Genomic DNA, 17,086 nt, shown 5'->3' with positions numbered 1-17,086 from the left:
TGCCCGACGGGTGCGCGTCCTGTCACGCGCAAACCCGCACGGGCCGGCGACGGGCTCAGGCGTCGATCTGCGACGCGTCCAGCGTCGAGGCGCCGGCGACGATGAAGTCCTTGCGCGGGGCGACGTCGGAGCCCATCAGCAGCTCGAACGTCTCCTCCGCGCTGCGGACCAGCGCGTCCGCGTGCTCGGCCGCGGGCATGGTGACCCGGCGCAGCGTGCGGTGCCGGGGGTCCATCGTCGTCTCCGCCAGCTGGTCCGCGTCCATCTCCCCCAGGCCCTTGTAGCGCTGGATGTCGTCCTTGTAGCGCTTGCCGGCCTTGTCGAGCTTCTTGAGCGTCGCCGTGAGCTCGGCCTCGGAGTACGTGTACAGGTACTCGTTCTTCCGGCTGCCCGCCCCGATCACCTCGATGCGGTGCAGCGGCGGCACCGCCGCGTACACGCGCCCGGCCTCGACCAGCGGCCTCATGTACCGGAAGAACAGCGTCAGCAGCAGCGTGCGGATGTGCGCGCCGTCCACGTCGGCGTCGGTCATCAGCACGACCTTGCCGTACCGGCGGGCGTCCAGGTCGAAGGTGCGGCCGGAGCCGGCGCCGAGCACCTGGATGATCGCCGCGCACTCGGCGTTGCGGAGCATGTCGGAGATCGACGCCTTCTGGACGTTGAGGATCTTGCCGCGGATCGGCAGCAGCGCCTGGAAGTCCGAGGAGCGCGCCAGCTTGGCCGTGCCGAGCGCGCTGTCGCCCTCGACGATGAAGAGCTCGGTGCGCTCGACGTCGTCGCTCCGGCAGTCCGCGAGCTTCGCGGGCAGCGACGAGGTCTCCAGCGCCGTCTTCCGGCGGGAGATCTCCTTCTGCTTGCGCGCCGACACGCGGGCACGCATCTCCCCCACGACCTTGTCGAGCAGGGCCGCGGACTGCGCCTTGTGCTCGCGCTTGGGGGACGTCAGCAGGTTCGCCAGCTCGGTGTCGACGACCTTCGCGACGATCGCGCGCACCGGCGCGGTGCCGAGGACCTCCTTGGTCTGGCCCTCGAACTGCGGCTCGGCCAGGCGCACCGTCACGACCGCGGTGAGGCCGGCGAGCACGTCGTCCTTCTCGATCCGGTCACCGCCGTCCTTCGCGGAGATCTTCAGCCGGCGGGCGTTCGCCTCGACCTGCTTGCGCAGCGTGCGCAGCAGCGCCGTCTCGAACCCCGCCAGGTGCGAGCCGCCCTTCGGCGTCGCGATGATGTTGACGAAGGTGCGGACCTCGGTCTCGTACCCCGTGCCCCAGCGCAGCGCCACGTCGACCTCGCAGTCGCGCGTCACCTCCTGCGGCGTCATGTGCCCGCGGGAGTCCAGCACCGGGACGGTCTCCGTGAACGACCCCGAGCCCGTCAGCTGCCAGGTGTCCGTGACCGGCGCGTCCGGCGCGAGGAACTCCGCGAAGTCCACCGTGCCGCCGTCGTGCCGGAACACCTCCTCGTGCGGACCCTCGGCGCCCGGGGTCCCCGCCAGGCCGCGCTCGTCGCGGACCGTGATCGTCAGGCCCGGCACCAGGAAGCTGGTCTGCCGGGCGCGCGTGACCAGCTCGTCGTAGGAGAACACCGCGGTGCTCGGGAAGATGTTGCGGTCCGCCCAGTAGCGGATGCGCGTCCCCGTGCGGCCCTTGGCGACCTTGCCGACCACCTCGAGCTGCGAGCGCGCCACGAACGGCTCGAACGGCGACTCCGGGCTGCGGCCGGCCTTGTCGTCGAACAGGCCCGGCTCGCCGCGGTGGAACGTCATCCGGTGCGTCTTGCCCCCGCGGTCGACCTCCACGTCGAGGCGCTCCGACAGCGCGTTCACCACCGAGGCGCCCACGCCGTGCAGACCGCCGGACGCGCCGTAGGACCCGCCGCCGAACTTGCCGCCCGCGTGCAGCTTGGTCAGCACGACCTCGACGCCCGTCAGCCCCGTCTTCGGCTCGACGTCCACGGGGATGCCGCGGCCCGTGTCCCGGACCTCCACCGAGGAGTCGGCGTGCAGCACGATGTCGATCCGCTCGCCGTGGCCGGCCAGCGCCTCGTCGACGGAGTTGTCGATGATCTCCCACAGGCAGTGCATGAGGCCCCGGGAGTCGGTGGAGCCGATGTACATGCCCGGGCGCTTGCGGACGGCCTCGAGGCCCTCGAGCACGGAGAGGTGGCGGGCGGTGTAGCTGGACTCGGCAGATGCGGTCGACACGAGGCCCGAGCGTAATCGCTCCCGGTGACAGTCCCCCGGCACCATGCCGTGACCGGCGCTCGGCGACCCGGAACCGCGGGATCGCGTGCGCGCCGTGTTGCGACCGTGTGACGCCCGGGTGACATCTGCTTCGCGCTGAGCGAACCACCCGCCCCCGACGGGAAGGATCCCGCCGGAAGATGGTTGTATGACAACGTGACGGAGACGATCGAGACCACGAACCCGCTGACCGCAGCCGACCGCTGCGACCGCTGCGGCGCTCAGGCCTACGTCCGCGTGCAGCTGCCCGTGGGCGAGCTCCTGTTCTGCGCCCACCACGCGCGCGAGCACGCGCCGAAGTACTCGCAGCTCGCCACGCACGTGCAGGACGAGACGGACAAGCTCCTCGCCGAGCACGGCGCGGGGGCCGGCGCCGCTCGCTGAGCGCACCAACCCCAGGCGGCGCACCCCTGCGCGGGGCCGCGCCGCCGCACGACCTTCGGACGGGCCCGTCCGGCGAGAGCCGGGCGGGCCCGTCCGTCGTTCCGTGCGCACGGTCCCGCCGCGCGATCTCCCGGACCGGGGTGCGGCGCTCGATCGCCCGGACCGGAGGCGCCTCCCCGCCGCTTCGATGCGCGCGGCCCGTGGCGCGTGGCGGTCGGCGCGGGTCGTGGGTCACCCGGGTCCCCGACGATGCAGAAGGGCCCGTCTCCCTCGCGGGAGGCGGGCCCTTCGTGCGGTACGGCTCAGTCGAGGTAGTCGCGCAGCACCTGCGAGCGGCTGGGGTGCCGGAGCTTCGACATCGTCTTCGACTCGATCTGGCGGATCCGCTCACGGGTCACGCCGTAGACCTTGCCGATCTCGTCGAGCGTCTTCGGCTGGCCGTCGGTGAGGCCGAACCGCATCGAGACCACGCCGGCCTCGCGCTCGGAGAGGGTGTCGAGCACCTGGTGCAGCTGCTCCTGGAGCAGCGTGAAGCTGACGGCGTCGGCGGGCACGACGGCCTCGGAGTCCTCGATGAGGTCACCGAACTCGCTGTCGCCGTCCTCGCCGAGCGGGGTGTGCAGCGAGATGGGCTCGCGACCGTACTTCTGGACCTCGACGACCTTCTCGGGGGTCATGTCGAGCTCCTTGGCGAGCTCCTCCGGCGTGGGCTCCCGGCCGAGGTCCTGCAGCATCTGCCGCTGGACGCGCGCGAGCTTGTTGATGACCTCGACCATGTGCACCGGGATGCGGATGGTGCGGGCCTGGTCCGCCATGGCGCGGGTGATCGCCTGCCGGATCCACCAGGTGGCGTACGTCGAGAACTTGTAGCCCTTGGTGTAGTCGAACTTCTCGACGGCGCGGATCAGACCGAGGTTGCCCTCCTGGATCAGGTCCAGGAACAGCATGCCGCGGCCGGTGTAGCGCTTGGCCAGCGAGACGACCAGGCGGAGGTTCGCCTCGAGCAGGTGGTTCTTCGCACGGCGGCCGTCGCCCGCGATCCACTGGAGCTCGCGGCGTGCCTTCGGCTCGAGGTCGTCGCCGATCGCGGCGAGGCGCTCCTCGGCGAACAGGCCGGCCTCGATGCGCTTGGCGAGCTCGACCTCCTGCTCGGCGTTCAGCAGCGCGACCTTGCCGATCTGCTTGAGGTAGTCCTTGACCGGGTCGGCGGTGGCACCGGCGGTCACGACCTGCTGCGCCGGGGCGTCGTCCTCGTCGCGGTCGGACACGACGAAGCCGGTGTCCTCCTGCTCCGTGGTCGCCTTGGCGGCGGCCGGGGTCGCCTCGGTGCCCTCGGCGGCGTCGTCGGTGTCGGCCGTCTCGACCACGTCGGTGGCGTCGACCTCGACGTCGTCGATCTCGACGTCCTCGATCTCGACCTCGTCCTCGTCGACCTCGTCGTCGGACGTGGCCTTGGTGGCCTTCGTCGCCTTGACCGGCTTCGCGGTGGCGGCCTTGCCGGCGGTCGCCTTCTTCGCAGCGGGCTTGGCGGCGGTGGCGCGGGTCTTGCGCGCGGCCGGCTTGGCGGGCTCCTCGCCGTCCTCGGCGGCCACGACCGCCTTGGTCGACGGGCGGGCCTTGGCGGTGGTCGCGGCGGCGACGCGCGGCGCGGCCGCGGTCGGCTCGGAGACCGTGATGCCGGCGTTGGCCAGACCGCGCACGACGGCCTTCAGCCGACGGGCGTCCTCCACCTGAGCGGCCTCGCAGGCCGAGCGCAGGGCAGCGGCGTCGACGCTCCCGTTGGTGCGCCCGACGCGGACGAGGTCCTGCAGGGCGGGGTGCTCGAACTCACGCGGGAGGGTGGGGGTGGAAGTCTGGGGCGTCACGAATGACCTTTCGGCAGCAAGGGACCCGGTTCGGCGCATCGGGTACCTCGATATTGTACCGGCCTGCGCTCCCGAGGGGGCGCCGCCGTCCGGGCGGCGAGGCCCGGTCCAGCGGACCGGATGACCTGTCAGATCTGCTCAACGCACGAGCGCACCCACGGATTCCCCCGGGTTTCACCCGGGCGTGTCACCCGGACGGCACCGGCCCGCCCGGGCGCCCGCCGTCAGCTCGGGTCGGGCTTGACCGCCAGGACCGGGCACGGGGAGTCGAGGAGGATCCGCTGCGCGTTCGCGCCGAGGATGAGCTTGCCGACCGGGCTGCGGCGACGCAGCCCGATGACGATGAGGGACGCGTCGGTCTCCTCGGCCGTGCCGATCAGCGTCTCGGCCACGTCGCGGCCGCCCTCGACCACCCGCACCTCGTGCGGCACGCCGCGCTGCTCCAGCGACGCGCGCACCTCGTCGAGGGCGGTCGCCAGCTCGGACCTCTGCTCGTCGGTCTCGTCGCCACGCTCGCTCACGACCACGACGAGGGTCTCCGAGCGGCGGACCGCCTCGCTCGTCGCGGCGGTGAGGGCAGCGCGCCCCTCGACCGTCGCCAGGTACCCGACCACGATGCTCATGGGTGCTCCTTGCACATTGCTCCACGTCCCGGGCCGGGCACCGGAGCGCCCTCGCGCGGGTGCGGCCGTGGACCGTGCTGCCGACGGTACCGGACAGTCCCCCCGTGCACGACCGCCGCCGACGCGCTCAGCAGCGACGACGCAGCCACCCCGGCGGCAGTCCCGCGCCGAGCGCGCGGTCGAGCAGCTCGGCGAGCCGGTGGCCGGGGTCGTCCCGCAGGGCGCGCTCGACCAGCACGGACGCCCGCACGGCATCGCCCGTCCACCAGGCGAGCAGCGCGAGCACCGTCAGCGCGGGCGCCTGCCGCTCGCGGCGCCCGTGCGCGACGACCTGCTGGAGAAGGGTGCGCGCCGCGGCGGCGAGCGCGTCGTCCGGCTCACGACCTCGCCGGGGGTCGACCACCAGGTCGAGGGCGTCCTGCACCCGCCCGGAGACCGCCGACGCCTCGTCGCCCGGTCCCGGCAGCGTGGGGCCGGAGGAGTCCGGAGCGGCGGGAGAGTCGTCCGGGACGTCGGTGGAGCCGGAGGCGTCGGCGACCGGCCCGCCTTCGACGACCTCGCGCTCGTCCTCGTCCGCCCCGTCGTCACGCAGCTCCTCGCCCGCTCGCTCGACCTCGGACTCCCGGCCAGGCCCGTCCTCGGGCACCCGACGACCGGCGCCCGCGGGTGCGGCCCGCAGGAGCGCGTCGGGCAGGTCGTCGTCGCCCGCGACCAGGGTGAGCACGACCGCGTCCCGCAGGACCCGGTCCGGCAGCGCCGCCTCGAGCCGCCCGAGCGCGGTGACGGGTACGAGCGCACCCGGGTCCTGGAGGACCGCGGCCAGAGCGGCCCGCCACTCGGCGAGCGACTCGCGGCGCCAGCCCAGCAGCTCGTCGCCGTCGTCGGCGCGCAGCAGCGCGTCGCACCACCGCGACCGGGCCGAGGCGGCCGCGCGCCGCGGTCCCGGGGCTGCCGACGCGATCGCCCCGACGTCCTCGCGGCTCGCAGCGACCTCGCCGCGGCCCATGAGGCGGCCGGCGAGCTCGCCGCCGGTGAGATCGGCGAGGGGGCGTCCTCCGGGAGGGCAGCAGCCCCGCTCACGGCAGTCGAGCCCGAGGTACCGGCCGCCGGCGACGTACCAGACGGTCACCGGTCCGACCGTCGCACCCGCGGCGCGGGCCACCGCCGCCGCGCGCGCCGCGTCCCCGCGGGGAGGGACGCGCAGCCCCCGTCCCGGGTCGCGCGGGTCCGCCTCGTCGCCGTACACGACGACCACCACCTCCCGGGCGTCGTCCGCCGCGAGGTGCCCGACGGCGCTCGCCGCGATGTCGGGACCGTCCGGCGTGAGCAGGTCGGCCAGGTCGATCCGCGCCACGAGCCCCACTCCGCGACCGGGCGGGCGCAGCGCGACGAGCACCACCGAGTCCCGGGGGTGGAAACCGAGCTGGTGGGGCAGCAGGGTGAGCAGCTCGCGGGTGTGCCCGAGCCGCAGGGCGGTGCGGGGTCGGCCGGTCGTCGGGGTCGTGGTGGTGGTCATGGGCCCACCCCACCCGGTCCCGGGGCCCCGAGGCCCGCGCCGTGGGCCTTGCCTGTGGACGACGCACGTCACGCGCGGCTGTGGAGGACCCGGCGCCCGCCGCTGGAGCGGCGTTACCCTGGCGCCCGTGCTCCCCCGTCCCGCCGCCGTCCTGCTGCTCGCGCTGGCGACGCTCACCACCGCGGCGTGCACGGGCGGCTCCGAGCCGCCGGCGCCGTCCGCGTCCACGGCAGCCGACGCCGCGCCGTCCCCCGGGGAGTCGCTGCTGCCCAGCCCGTCGACGACCGGCTCCGCGGTCGGCGACCTCGCCGCCGGCTTCCCGACCGACCTGGTGTCGCCTCCCGAGGGCAGCGAGATCCTCGTGTCCAGCGCGGAGCCGGACGCGGCGACGGGGCTCACCACGATCAGCCTCAACCTGCGCAGCCCGGTCGAGACGGCCGAGCTGGTCGGCCGCGTCCGCGACCAGCTCGTCGCCGCCGGGTTCACCGAGTCCGTCGTCGACCCGGGGTCCACCGGGCTCGCGGCCACCTCCACGTTCGTCCGCGGCGACGCGGGCGAGGAGCTGCTCACGCTCGGGGTGCTGGACCGCGACGGCGTGCGCACGCTGACACTGGGCGGGACCGTCCGGCTCTGAGGCCCTAGGCTCGCCGGGTGAGCCCCCGCACCGCACCCGTCGACGCCGAGGACCTCCGCAGCCGGGTCGACGCCCTGCTCACCGCGCACGTGACGGAGCTGCTCCCCGAGCTCGTCTCGTCCGGCGCCGGCGCGGCTCCCCTGGCCGAGGCGCTCGGCCACATGCTCGGCGGGGGGAAGCGGCTCCGGGCCGCCTTCTGCTACTGGTCCTGGCGCGCGCACGGCGGCGACCCGGCCGGCCCCGACGCGGAGGTGGTGCTGCGGGTCGGGGCGGCGCTGGAGCTGTTCCAGGCGGCGGCGCTGTTCCACGACGACGTCATGGACGACTCGGACACCCGCCGCGGCCGGCCCGCGGCGCACCGCCGGTTCGCCGCGATGCACGCCGAGCAGGGGTGGTCCGGTGACGCCGGCCGGTTCGGCGAGTCGGCGGCCATCCTCCTGGGCGACCTCGCGCTGGTCGCCAGCGAGCGCGAGTTCGTCCGCGCCGTCGCCGGGTGCACTCCGGAGCGCCGGGCGGCCGCCCACGCCGTGTTCGAGCGCATGCGCACCGAGGTGACCGTGGGCCAGTACCTCGACCTGCTGGCCCAGGTGCTGCCGTGGGGCCAGGACCCGGCCGCCGACGAGGAGCGTGCGCGCGAGGTCGTCGTCGCGAAGGCCGCGCGGTACAGCGTGGAGCACCCGCTGCTGCTGGGCGCGGTCCTGGCGGGGGCCGACGAGGCCGCGCTGGCGGCGACGAGCGCGTACGGCCTGCCGCTCGGCGAGGCGTTCCAGCTGCGCGACGACCTGCTCGGCGTGTTCGGCGACCCGGCGACGACCGGCAAGCCCGCCGGCGACGACCTGCGCGAGGGCAAGCGGACCGTGCTGGTGGCGCGGGCGATGGCGCACGCCCGGCTGGCCGGTGACGCCGACCTCGAGGCCGCGCTCCACGCCGGCCTCGGCGACCGGGGGCTGGACGACGTCGCGTGCAGCGCGCTCGCCGACCGGATCGCGGCCAGCGGCGCGGTGGCCGACGTCGAGGCGCTGATCGCCGAGCTCGGCGAGCGGGCGTTCACGGCCCTCGACGCGGCCCCTCTGCACGAGGACGGCCGCCGCGTGCTGGTCGAGCTGGGGCACGCGGCGGTCGACCGCCGGGCCTGACGCTCAGAGCGCCTGGGCCCGCCGGCGCACCTCGGTCTTGTGGCCCGCGCGCAGCGCGTCGACCGGACGGCCGGGCAGCGAGTCGTCGGGCGTGAACAGCCAGGCGACGGCCTCGGTGTCGGACAGGCCGACGTCGCCGAGGACGCTGAAGGTGCCCTGCAGCGACGCGAGCACCGTGGCGCGGGCCACGAGGGCGGAGGGCTCGTCGGCGTCCTCGTCGTGCGGGTCGGCCGCCGGGTTCGCCGCGTCCACCGGCACCAGGAAGGCGGCCGGGATGCTGAGCACCGGCGGGGTGCCGCGACGGACGCCGACCAGGCGGCGCTCCTTGAGCAGGCGGCGGACCTTGCCGGCGTCGAGGCCGAGCTCGTCCGCGACGTCGGGAACGGTCAGCCAGGAGTCGACCAGGTCATCGGGCAGGGGCTGTGCAGTCACGCGGGCCAGCGTATCGACCTGCGGGCCGTCCGACGTCCCGGCGGCGCGTTCCCCCGTGCGGCGCACGCGTCCTCCCCCGCTCGTGTGAGGAATGCCCCGGAAATGCACAGGTCAAACGGACAAATGCCGCGCCCGCTTCCCACCCTCCGGCGTGTGCACTACCGTCGCACTAGTCACATCAGTCACACGCGCCTCACTGGCCACGTGCATCACACCGGCACCACGCTCTCTCAGCACAGGGGTTCCCACCATGACGCAGCCCGCCCTCGCCCTCACGGACCAGGTCGCTCGCTCCCGCGAGGACGGCTCGACGACCCGCGCACGCCGGGCTCGCCGCCTCGCCACCGGGACCGGTGCCATCGCGATCGCCGCCGTCGCCGCGACCGCGACCGGGGGTGTCGCCCACGCGGACGAGCAGTACACGGTGCAGAACGGCGACACCGTCAGCCGCATCGCGGCCAAGCACGGCACCTCGGTGCAGGCGGTGCGCAGCGCGAACGGCCTGGACGCCCGCGCGTTCATCCGCGCCGGCCAGTCGCTGACCATCCCGACCACGACGGCGAGCACCGCGGCCGCAGCCCCCGCCGTCGCGAGCAGCGGCACCCACACGGTCGCCTCGGGCGAGACCGTGTCCGCCATCGCGCAGCGCTACGGCACCACCGTCTCGGCCATCGTGTCCGCCAACGGCCTCGACTCGCGGGCGTTCATCCGCGTCGGTCAGACCCTGCGGGTGTCCGGCGGCGCGGCGACCCCCGCCGCGAGCACCCCGGCTGCCGCCCCCGCAGCAGCCACGGCCGGCGGCGTGCACACCGTCGCCTCCGGCGAGACCGTGTCCGCCATCGCGAAGCGCTACGGCACCACCGTCTCGGCCATCGTGTCCGCGAACGGCCTGGACTCCCGCGCGTTCATCCGCGTCGGCCAGACCCTCCAGGTCACCGGCGCCACGACGGCCCCCGCCGCGGCGGCCACCCCGACGACCGGCGCCGGCGGGGCGCACACCGTCGCATCGGGCGAGACGGTCTCCTCGATCGCGAAGCGCTACGGCACGACGGTCTCGGCGATCGTGTCCGCCAACGGCCTGGACTCCCGCGCGTTCATCCGTGTCGGCCAGCGCCTGACCGTCCCCGGCGCGCCGGCGACGTCCGCACCGGCCGCGGCGGCCGACGGCGGCGCGACGCTCGTCGGCAACACCTTCCTCGGCCGGACCTACGCGCCCACCGTCGTGGCCTCCGCGAACGCGAACAAGGCGGCGCTGCTGGCGATGGGCGTGCCGTCGAAGGCGGAGATGCAGGCCAAGGTCGCCGCCACCGCCCGGTCGATGGGCGTCGACCCGGCGCTCGCGCAGGCGATCGCGTTCCAGGAGTCGGGCTTCAACCACACCTCGGTGTCCCCGGCCAACGCCATCGGCACCATGCAGGTCATCCCGAGCTCCGGCGAGTGGGCCGAGCAGCTCACCGGCCGCGAGATCAACCTGCTGGACCCGGACGACAACGTGGTGGCCGGCGTGGCGATCCTGCGGCAGCTCGTGCGCACGTCCCCCGACCTGCCCACCGCCATCGCGTCGTACTACCAGGGCGCCTCCTCCGTGAAGCGCAACGGCATGTTCAGCGACACGCGCCGCTACGTCGCGAACGTCCAGACGCACATGGCACGGTTCTGAGCCCCGCCTGCAGGGCCTGACCCGACCGCGCCCGTAGACTTCGGCCCGTGGGAGCAACCGTCACCGATCCGCTCGTCGGCCGCCTGGTCGACGGGCGCTACGAGGTCGTGTCGCGCATCGCGCGCGGCGGCATGGCCACGGTGTACCTCGCGGTGGATCGCCGGCTCGACCGGGACGTCGCGCTCAAGGTCATGCACCCGCACCTCGCCGAGGGCGGCGCCGGCGCGGACTTCGTCGCCCGGTTCCGCCGCGAGGCCCGAGCGGCCGCCCGCCTGACGCACCCGGGCCTGGTGGGCGTCTACGACCAGGGCGTGGACGGCGACACCTCCTACCTCACGATGGAGTACGTCGACGGCGTGAACCTGCGCCGGCACCTGTCGGAGCGCGGTTCGCTGACCGTGGCGGAGACGCTCGACGTGGCGGAGCAGGTGCTCGACGCGCTGGCCGCCGCGCACCGCGCCGGTCTCGTGCACCGCGACGTGAAGCCCGAGAACGTGCTGATGGCCTCCGACGGCCGCATCAAGGTCGCCGACTTCGGCCTGGCACGCGCGGTCACCGAGGTCACCTCCACCACGACCGGGACCGTGTTCGGGACCGTGGCTTACCTGGCGCCCGAGCTCGTCGTCCGGGGCGAGAGCGACGCGCGCACCGACGTGTACGCCGCGGGCGTGCTGGTCTACGAGATGCTGACCGGCACGCAGCCGTTCACCGGCGAGACGCCGATCCAGATCGCCTTCCAGCACGTGAACTCCGACGTCCCCGCGCCGTCCGACGCCGAAGGGGCCGCCTGGCTCCCCGTCGAGGTCGACGAGCTGGTGGGCGCGCTGGCCTCGCGCGAGCCCGACGACCGCCCGGCCGACGCCGGCGCCGCGCTGGCACTCCTCCGCCGCACGCGGGCCGCGCTGGACCCCGCGACCCTCGGCCGCCGGGTGGACGTCGCCCCCGTCGTCTCGCTCCCCCAGGCCACCGACCCGGAGCAGGACGACACCGGGGCGTCGGGCACCGGCGGCGTCTCGACCCGCTCGGGCGCCACGCGGACCGCGCTCACCGGCGCGCCCGGGAGCGACGGCGACACCACCCGCATCGACGCCCCCGGCCGGACGGTCGCCCTGCCCATCGGCGCGGTGTCCGTCTCCGGCAGCGGTGCTCCCCCGGCGGTCCGCGGTGCTCGGCGGCGTCTCTGGACCTGGCTGACCGTGGTCGTGCTGCTGCTCGCCGCGATCGGCGGCGGGACGTGGTGGTTCTTCGCGAACGGCCCCGGCGCGTACACGACCGTCCCCGCCGTGTCGGCGCTGACCGAGGAGGACGCCGTCGACCTGCTCGCGTCCGAGGGCCTGGACAGCGACACGGTGCGCGAGTTCGACGACGCCGTTCCCGCGGGCTCCGTCGTCTCCGCCGACCCCGGCGACGGCGAGCGGGTGCGCAAGGACGGCACCGTCACGCTGACGGTCTCGCGCGGCGTGGACCTGGTCGACGTGCCCGAGGGCGTCGTCGGGGCCATGCAGGCGCAGGCGGAGGCGGCGCTCGCCGCGGCGGACCTCGTCCCGGAGTACGTCGAGGGCGACTTCTTCGACGACGCGGCCGCCCTCGGCCAGGTGCTCGCGGCGACGGACGAGGAGGGCACCCCCGTCGAGCCCGGTGCCCGCGTCAAGCGCGGGTCGTCGGTGCTGCTGACGGTGTCCGACGGCCCGGCGCCCGTGACGATCGTGTCCGTGGTCGGCGCCTCCCTCGACGAGGCGACGCGGCAGCTCGAGAGCCTCGGCCTGAAGGTCGCGGCCGAGGAGGCGTTCGACGACACGGTGCCCGCCGGGGACGTGATCTCCCAGGACCCCGCCGGCGGCGCCGAGGGGCACCGGACCGACACCGTGACGCTGCAGGTGTCGAAGGGGCCGGAGACGGTCGCCATGCCCAACCTCACCGGCAAGCAGTTCACCGAGGCGGCCGCGACGCTCGAGGGGCTGGGTCTGAAGGCCGAGCGCCGGAACGTGCTGGGCGGCCTGTTCGGCACGGTGCGCGACCAGAGCGTCGCCGAGGGGACGCAGGTCCCGAAGGGCACCACGATCACGCTGACCGTGGTCTGACGCGGCGACGCGAGGAGGCGGGCGTGAGCATCGAGGACCTGGTCCGGCTGCGCCGGGCCCGCGACCGGATGGACCGCGAGTACGCCCAGCCGCTCGACGTCCCGACCCTGGCCCGCGACGCGCTGATGTCGGCCGGCCACTTCTCCCGCAGCTTCCGCGCCGCCTACGGCGAGTCGCCGTACAGCTACCTGATGACCCGGCGGATCGAGCGGGCCAAGGCGCTGCTCCGCCGGGGCGACCTGAGCGTCACCGAGGTCTGCATGGCCGTCGGCTGTACGTCGCTCGGGTCGTTCAGCAGCCGGTTCACCGAGCTGGTCGGGATGAGCCCGAGCGCGTACCGCGCCCGCTCGCACGACGCCGGCGCGGACATCCCGGCGTGCGTCGCCAAGGTCCGGACCCGACCGGTCAGGAACGGAGAAGCCCCGCCGCGCCCGGCAGCCCTAGCGTGAGGGGCATGGACCTCACCCTCTCGCAGTGCTTCATCGCCGTCGACGACCACGAGACGGCCATCGCGTTCTACCGGGACGTCCTCGGCCTGGAGGTACGCAACGACGTCGGGTTCGAGGGGATGCGGTGGGTCACCGTCGGCTCCCCCGCCCAGCCCGACGTGCACATCGTGCTCGAGCCGCCGCTGGCGGACCCGGGCGCCTCGCCGGCCGACAAGCAGGCGATGGCCGAGCTGCTGGCCAAGGGCCTGCTGCGGGGCGTCATCTTCGCCACCGACGACTGCGACGCCACGTTCGAGCGGATCCGGTCCGCCGGCGGCGAGGTGCTGCAGGAGCCGATCGACCAGCCCTACGGCGTGCGGGACTGCGCGTTCCGCGACCCGTCGGGCAACCTCCTGCGGTTCAGCCAGCGCAAGCAGGCCTGACCCCGCGCACGACGACGCCCGCACCGCCGACCCGCGAGGGCCGGTGGTGCGGGCGTCGTCGTGCCGCCGGGTCAGGAGCGCCGGAGCAGCTCCACCACCTGGAACGCGAGCTCCAGCGACTGCTGGTGGTTCAGGCGCGGGTCGACGAGCGTCTCGTACCGCCGGGCCAGGCCGGCGTCGTCGATCTCCTCGGCGCCGCCGAGCACCTCCGTGACGTCGTCGCCGGTGAGCTCCATGTGCAGCCCGCCCGGCACGGTGCCGAGCGCGCGGTGCACCTCGAAGAACCCGGCGACCTCGTCCATGACGTCGGAGAACCGGCGGGTCTTGTACCCGGACGCCGACGTGATGCCGTTGCCGTGCATCGGGTCGCACACCCACGTGACGGGCCGGCCGTCGGCCGTGACCTTCTCCACCAGGCTCGGCAGCAGGTCGCGGATCTTGCTCGCCCCCATGCGGGTGATGAACGTGATCCGGCCCGGCTCCGCGCTCGGGTTGAGCTTGTCGATCAGGCGCAGCGCGTCGTCCGCGGTCGACGTGGGCCCGAGCTTGATGCCGAGCGGGTTGTGCACGCGGCTGAAGTAGTCGACGTGCGCCCCGTCGAGCTGCCGGGTGCGCTCCCCGATCCACAGGAAGTGCGCCGAGCAGTCGTACGGCAGACCCGTGCGCGAGTCGATCCGGGTGAGCGGCCGCTCGTAGTCGAGCAGCAGCCCCTCGTGGCTCGAGTAGAAGTCCACGGTGCGCAGGGCGTCGAAGTCCGCGCCGCACGCGGCCATGAACCGGATCGCGCGGTCGATCTCGGCCGCGATCTCCTCGTACCGGGCGTACGCCGGGTTGGCGGTGAACCCGCGGTTCCACTCGTGCACCCGCAGCAGGGACGCGAAGCCCCCGGTGGTGAACGCGCGGATGAGGTTCAGCGTCGACGCGGACGTGTGGTACGCGTCGAGCAGCCGCTCGGGGTCCGGCGTGCGGGCCTCGGGCGTGAACTCGAAGCCGTTGATGATGTCGCCCCGGAACGCCGGCAGCGTGACGCCGTCGCGGGTCTCGGAGTCGGACGACCGCGGCTTGGCGTACTGCCCCGCCATCCGGCCCATCTTGATCACCGGCAGGCTGGCGCCGTACGTGAGCACGACGGCCATCTGCAGCACCGTCATGATCTTGCCGCGGATGTTGTCGGCCGTGGCCTCCGCGAACGTCTCCGCGCAGTCGCCGCCCTGCAGCAGGAACGCCTCGCCGCGCCCGGCGGCCGCGAGCTGGCCGCGCAGCGCGTCGGCCTCCCCCGCGAACACCAGGGGCGGCAGGCTCGCGAGCCGGTCCGTGGCGCGCCGGAGCGCGTCCCGGTCCGGCCACGCCGGCTGCTGGGTGACGGGCAGGGTCCGCCAGTGCTCGAGGCCCTCGAGGACCTGCGGGTCGGCCTCGACGCTCATCAGTGCGCCGTCGCGGGCACCAGGGACTGCCCGATGCCCTCCAGGAGCTCGCCGAACCACGGCTGGGAGACGTCGAACGCCTTGCCGCCGGCGATCCGCGGGAACGCGATCGCCTTGAGCCGGTCGCCGTCCTCCTCGTCGTGGCCGATGACGCCGGCCTCGCCGCGCAGGGCGCACTCGACGGCCAGGTCGGTCATCGACTTGATGAGCCGGAGGTCGTCGGCGTTCGCGGCCGCGGCGCGCGAGTAGTAGCCCGACTTCTGGACCATGACCTTCTCGGCGCCCAGCTTCTCCGCGAACTGCTTCGCGAACCACTGGCCCGGGTTGATCGTGTCGAGCTTGACGTGCCCGAACGGGTCGCGCGGCACCTCGGCGCCGGAGGCCTCGAGCTGCTCGACGATCTCGTGCATGCCGGCACCCTCGGACAGGAAGATGTTGACGTTGCCCTGGGTGTCCATGACGGCCTTGAGGCGCTCCGCCTCGGCGTCGATGTCGAGGGCCAGCTCGGGCAGGAACACGGCGTGGATGTCCCAGCGCTCGCGCGTCAGGCCGAGGGCCGGGGCCCACTCCTGGGTGTCGAGCCACTTGCGGTACGCGGCAGCGGACGCGGCGGTCAGCCACCCGCAGTGCCGGCCCATGACCTCGTGCACGATCAGCATGCGCGGGCCCGAGCGGTGCTCGCCGATCACGTTCGCGGCGAAGCCCGCGGCCTCCTCGGCGGCGGTCCACGCGCCGAGCGACTGCTTGATCGGCACCACGTCGTTGTCGATGGTCTTCGGCAGGCCGACGACGGTCAGGCCGTAGTCGTTGTCCGCCAGGTACGCGGCGAGGTCGGCCGCGGTGGTGTTCGTGTCGTCGCCGCCGATGGTGTGCAGGACGTCGACGCCGTCGGCCTTGAGCTGCTCGGCCGCGACCTGCAGCGGGTCCTGGCCCTCCTGGACCAGGCCGCGCTTGACGCAGTCGGCGGCGTTGGTGAGCTTGACGCGGGAGTTGCCGATCGGCGAGCCGCCGAACCGGTGCAGCAGGTGCGCCTGGGCGCGACCCTCGGCGTCGATGACGATCTTCTCGCCGCGCAGGAGCCCGTAGTAGCCGTGCTGGTAGGCGATGATCTCGACCTCGGGGGCGATCTCGGTGTACCGCTCGATGAGACCACCGACGGCCGAGGACAGGCACGGAGCGAAGCCACCCGCGGTCAGGAGCGCGACGCGACGAACCGACATGAGACACACCTCTCGTTGAACTGCACAGCTGGGCGTTTCCCGGCCGCGCGGACACTCAAGGCGACGCGTGCGACCCGGACCCGGGACCGAGGTCCTGGGGCGTCCGGCACCGACGGGCCCGGACGGACGGGCTCATCCTACTGAGCCGGGGCGTCGTCCTCCGGCGGGACCGGAGGCTGGACATCGGGCACGGCGCGCCCGCCGGGGGCGGTCGGCTCGGGCGCGGCCTGGCCCGTCGCGGCGGGGTGGCCGGTGGCGATGCGTGCCTTCTGCGTCGCCGCGTAGATGTCCACGTACTCCTGGCCCGACAGCGACATCAGCGCGTACATGATCTCGTCGGTCACGGAGCGCAGGATGAACCGGTCGTTCTCCATGCCGCGGTACCGGCTGAAGTCGAGCGGCTCGCCGATCACGACGCCGATGCGCCGCGGCCGCGGCAGCCGCTGCCCGAGGGGCTGCGCCTTGTCGGTGTCGATCATCGCGACCGGGATGACCGGGGCGCCGGACTCCAGCGCCATCCGCGCCACGCCGGTCTTGCCGCGGTACAGGCGGCCGTCGGGGCTGCGCGTGCCCTCGGGGTAGATGCCGAACAGCTTGCCCTCGCCCAGCCGGTTCAGGCCGGTGCGCAGAGCGGCCTCGGAGGCCTTGCCACCGCTGCGGTCCACGGGGATGGTGCCCACGCCGCGCATGAACCCGGCGGTGAGCCGGCCCTTCAGCCCGCGCCCGGTGAAGTACTCGTTCTTGCCGATGAACACGATCTCGCGGTCCAGCACCAGCGGCAGGAAGAACGAGTCGACGACGGCCAGGTGGTTGCTCGCGAGGATCGCGGCGCCGCTGCTCGGCACGTGCTCCGCACCCCGCACCCACGGACGGAACAGCAGGTGCAGCAGCGGGCCGACGAGGACCCGCTTCATGAACCAGTAGAACAACCTGCCACCTCTCGCCTTCGTCACCGCGGGACGCCGTGCGCCGTCCCCGTGCCCTGTGCTCGTGGCCGA

At 74.1% G+C, this 17,086-nt stretch carries 15 protein-coding genes; 7 read left to right on the top strand and 8 right to left on the bottom strand.

The features are described 5' to 3' along the window. Positions 1 to 55 precede the first annotated feature (55 nt). A complete protein-coding gene (locus tag ACWPWW_RS00385; protein ID WP_454048376.1) occupies positions 56 to 2,248 on the bottom strand; it encodes a DNA gyrase/topoisomerase IV subunit B in 2,193 nt (730 codons plus the stop codon). Positions 2,249 to 2,398: 150 nt separating this feature from the next. Here ACWPWW_RS00385 and ACWPWW_RS00380 point away from each other — a divergent pair, with 150 nt between their 5' ends. Then, the gene (locus ACWPWW_RS00380; protein WP_454048375.1) at positions 2,399 to 2,626 is read left to right on the top strand and encodes a DUF7455 domain-containing protein; all 228 of its coding nucleotides are present in this window, start codon (positions 2,399 to 2,401) and stop codon (positions 2,624 to 2,626) included. 302 nt (positions 2,627 to 2,928) lie between these two features. Here the strand turns inward: ACWPWW_RS00380 and ACWPWW_RS00375 are convergent, their stop codons facing one another. The 3 genes from ACWPWW_RS00375 to ACWPWW_RS00365 all read right to left on the bottom strand — a co-directional run bounded on the left by ACWPWW_RS00375 (position 2,929) and on the right by ACWPWW_RS00365 (position 6,630). Next, a complete protein-coding gene (locus ACWPWW_RS00375; RefSeq protein WP_454048374.1) occupies positions 2,929 to 4,530 on the bottom strand; it encodes an RNA polymerase sigma factor in 1,602 nt (533 codons plus the stop codon). Positions 4,531 to 4,715: 185 nt separating this feature from the next. Further along, positions 4,716 to 5,114 (bottom strand): universal stress protein, encoded by a 399-nt coding sequence (locus ACWPWW_RS00370; protein WP_454048373.1) that lies wholly within the window; start codon positions 5,112 to 5,114, stop codon positions 4,716 to 4,718. Between the two features lie 127 nt (positions 5,115 to 5,241). Then, a complete protein-coding gene (locus ACWPWW_RS00365) occupies positions 5,242 to 6,630 on the bottom strand; it encodes a DUF4192 family protein (RefSeq protein ID WP_454048372.1) in 1,389 nt (462 codons plus the stop codon). Between the two features lie 127 nt (positions 6,631 to 6,757). On the opposite strand from ACWPWW_RS00365, the gene ACWPWW_RS00360 reads away from it, so the two are divergent. Further along, entirely contained in the window at positions 6,758 to 7,264 is a 507-nt protein-coding gene (locus ACWPWW_RS00360) for a hypothetical protein (RefSeq protein ID WP_454048371.1), read from the top strand. 17 nt (positions 7,265 to 7,281) lie between these two features. After that, the gene (locus ACWPWW_RS00355; RefSeq protein ID WP_454048370.1) at positions 7,282 to 8,400 is read left to right on the top strand and encodes a polyprenyl synthetase family protein; all 1,119 of its coding nucleotides are present in this window, start codon (positions 7,282 to 7,284) and stop codon (positions 8,398 to 8,400) included. A gap of 3 nt (positions 8,401 to 8,403) precedes the next feature. On the opposite strand, the gene ACWPWW_RS00350 is transcribed toward ACWPWW_RS00355, so the two are convergent. Further along, complete coding sequence (locus tag ACWPWW_RS00350; RefSeq protein ID WP_454048369.1) at positions 8,404 to 8,832, bottom strand: Rv2175c family DNA-binding protein; 429 nt, start codon at positions 8,830 to 8,832, stop codon at positions 8,404 to 8,406. A gap of 250 nt (positions 8,833 to 9,082) precedes the next feature. On the opposite strand from ACWPWW_RS00350, the gene ACWPWW_RS00345 reads away from it, so the two are divergent. From ACWPWW_RS00345 to ACWPWW_RS00330, 4 genes are all read left to right on the top strand, one after another. After that, positions 9,083 to 10,492 (top strand): LysM peptidoglycan-binding domain-containing protein, encoded by a 1,410-nt coding sequence (locus ACWPWW_RS00345; RefSeq protein WP_454048368.1) that lies wholly within the window; start codon positions 9,083 to 9,085, stop codon positions 10,490 to 10,492. 47 nt (positions 10,493 to 10,539) lie between these two features. Then, on the top strand, positions 10,540 to 12,573 hold the full coding sequence (gene pknB / locus ACWPWW_RS00340; protein ID WP_454048367.1) for a Stk1 family PASTA domain-containing Ser/Thr kinase: 2,034 nt from the start codon (positions 10,540 to 10,542) through the stop codon (positions 12,571 to 12,573). 68 nt (positions 12,574 to 12,641) lie between these two features. Continuing rightward, positions 12,642 to 13,022 (top strand): helix-turn-helix transcriptional regulator, encoded by a 381-nt coding sequence (locus ACWPWW_RS00335; protein WP_454050366.1) that lies wholly within the window; start codon positions 12,642 to 12,644, stop codon positions 13,020 to 13,022. A gap of 5 nt (positions 13,023 to 13,027) precedes the next feature. Beyond that, positions 13,028 to 13,444, top strand: coding sequence for a VOC family protein (locus ACWPWW_RS00330; RefSeq protein WP_454048366.1), 417 nt, complete (start codon positions 13,028 to 13,030; stop codon positions 13,442 to 13,444). 71 nt (positions 13,445 to 13,515) lie between these two features. Here the strand turns inward: ACWPWW_RS00330 and ACWPWW_RS00325 are convergent, their stop codons facing one another. The 3 genes from ACWPWW_RS00325 to ACWPWW_RS00315 all read right to left on the bottom strand — a co-directional run bounded on the left by ACWPWW_RS00325 (position 13,516) and on the right by ACWPWW_RS00315 (position 17,002). Beyond that, positions 13,516 to 14,868 carry a class II 3-deoxy-7-phosphoheptulonate synthase gene (locus ACWPWW_RS00325; RefSeq protein ID WP_454048365.1) on the bottom strand — a complete coding sequence of 451 codons (1,353 nt, stop codon included), beginning with the start codon at positions 14,866 to 14,868 and terminating at the stop codon, positions 13,516 to 13,518. Next, complete coding sequence (locus ACWPWW_RS00320) at positions 14,868 to 16,088, bottom strand: pyrophosphate--fructose-6-phosphate 1-phosphotransferase (protein ID WP_454048364.1); 1,221 nt, start codon at positions 16,086 to 16,088, stop codon at positions 14,868 to 14,870. Before ACWPWW_RS00320 ends, ACWPWW_RS00325 begins: the two co-directional genes overlap by 1 nt. A 137-nt stretch (positions 16,089 to 16,225) precedes the next feature. Further along, positions 16,226 to 17,002, bottom strand: coding sequence for a lysophospholipid acyltransferase family protein (locus tag ACWPWW_RS00315; protein ID WP_454050365.1), 777 nt, complete (start codon positions 17,000 to 17,002; stop codon positions 16,226 to 16,228). Positions 17,003 to 17,086 lie beyond the last annotated feature (84 nt).

The organism is Cellulomonas sp. Marseille-Q8402 (genome assembly GCF_965119525.1).
Note: the sequence above shows the minus strand (reverse complement) of the source record. Positions and strands in the feature narration are given on the sequence as shown.

Coding starts and splice junctions, on each gene's coding strand:
- ACWPWW_RS00335 (WP_454050366.1), top strand. CDS start 12,642: ATGGACCGCGAGTACGCCCAGCCGCTCGACGTCCCGACCCTGGCCCGC.
- ACWPWW_RS00375 (WP_454048374.1), bottom strand. CDS start 4,530: ATGCGCCGAACCGGGTCCCTTGCTGCCGAAAGGTCATTCGTGACGCCC.
- ACWPWW_RS00365 (WP_454048372.1), bottom strand. CDS start 6,630: ATGACCACCACCACGACCCCGACGACCGGCCGACCCCGCACCGCCCTG.
- ACWPWW_RS00385 (WP_454048376.1), bottom strand. CDS start 2,248: ATGGTGCCGGGGGACTGTCACCGGGAGCGATTACGCTCGGGCCTCGTG.
- ACWPWW_RS00315 (WP_454050365.1), bottom strand. CDS start 17,002: ATGAAGCGGGTCCTCGTCGGCCCGCTGCTGCACCTGCTGTTCCGTCCG.
- ACWPWW_RS00330 (WP_454048366.1), top strand. CDS start 13,028: ATGGACCTCACCCTCTCGCAGTGCTTCATCGCCGTCGACGACCACGAG.
- ACWPWW_RS00320 (WP_454048364.1), bottom strand. CDS start 16,088: ATGTCGGTTCGTCGCGTCGCGCTCCTGACCGCGGGTGGCTTCGCTCCG.
- ACWPWW_RS00345 (WP_454048368.1), top strand. CDS start 9,083: ATGACGCAGCCCGCCCTCGCCCTCACGGACCAGGTCGCTCGCTCCCGC.
- ACWPWW_RS00325 (WP_454048365.1), bottom strand. CDS start 14,868: ATGAGCGTCGAGGCCGACCCGCAGGTCCTCGAGGGCCTCGAGCACTGG.
- ACWPWW_RS00370 (WP_454048373.1), bottom strand. CDS start 5,114: ATGAGCATCGTGGTCGGGTACCTGGCGACGGTCGAGGGGCGCGCTGCC.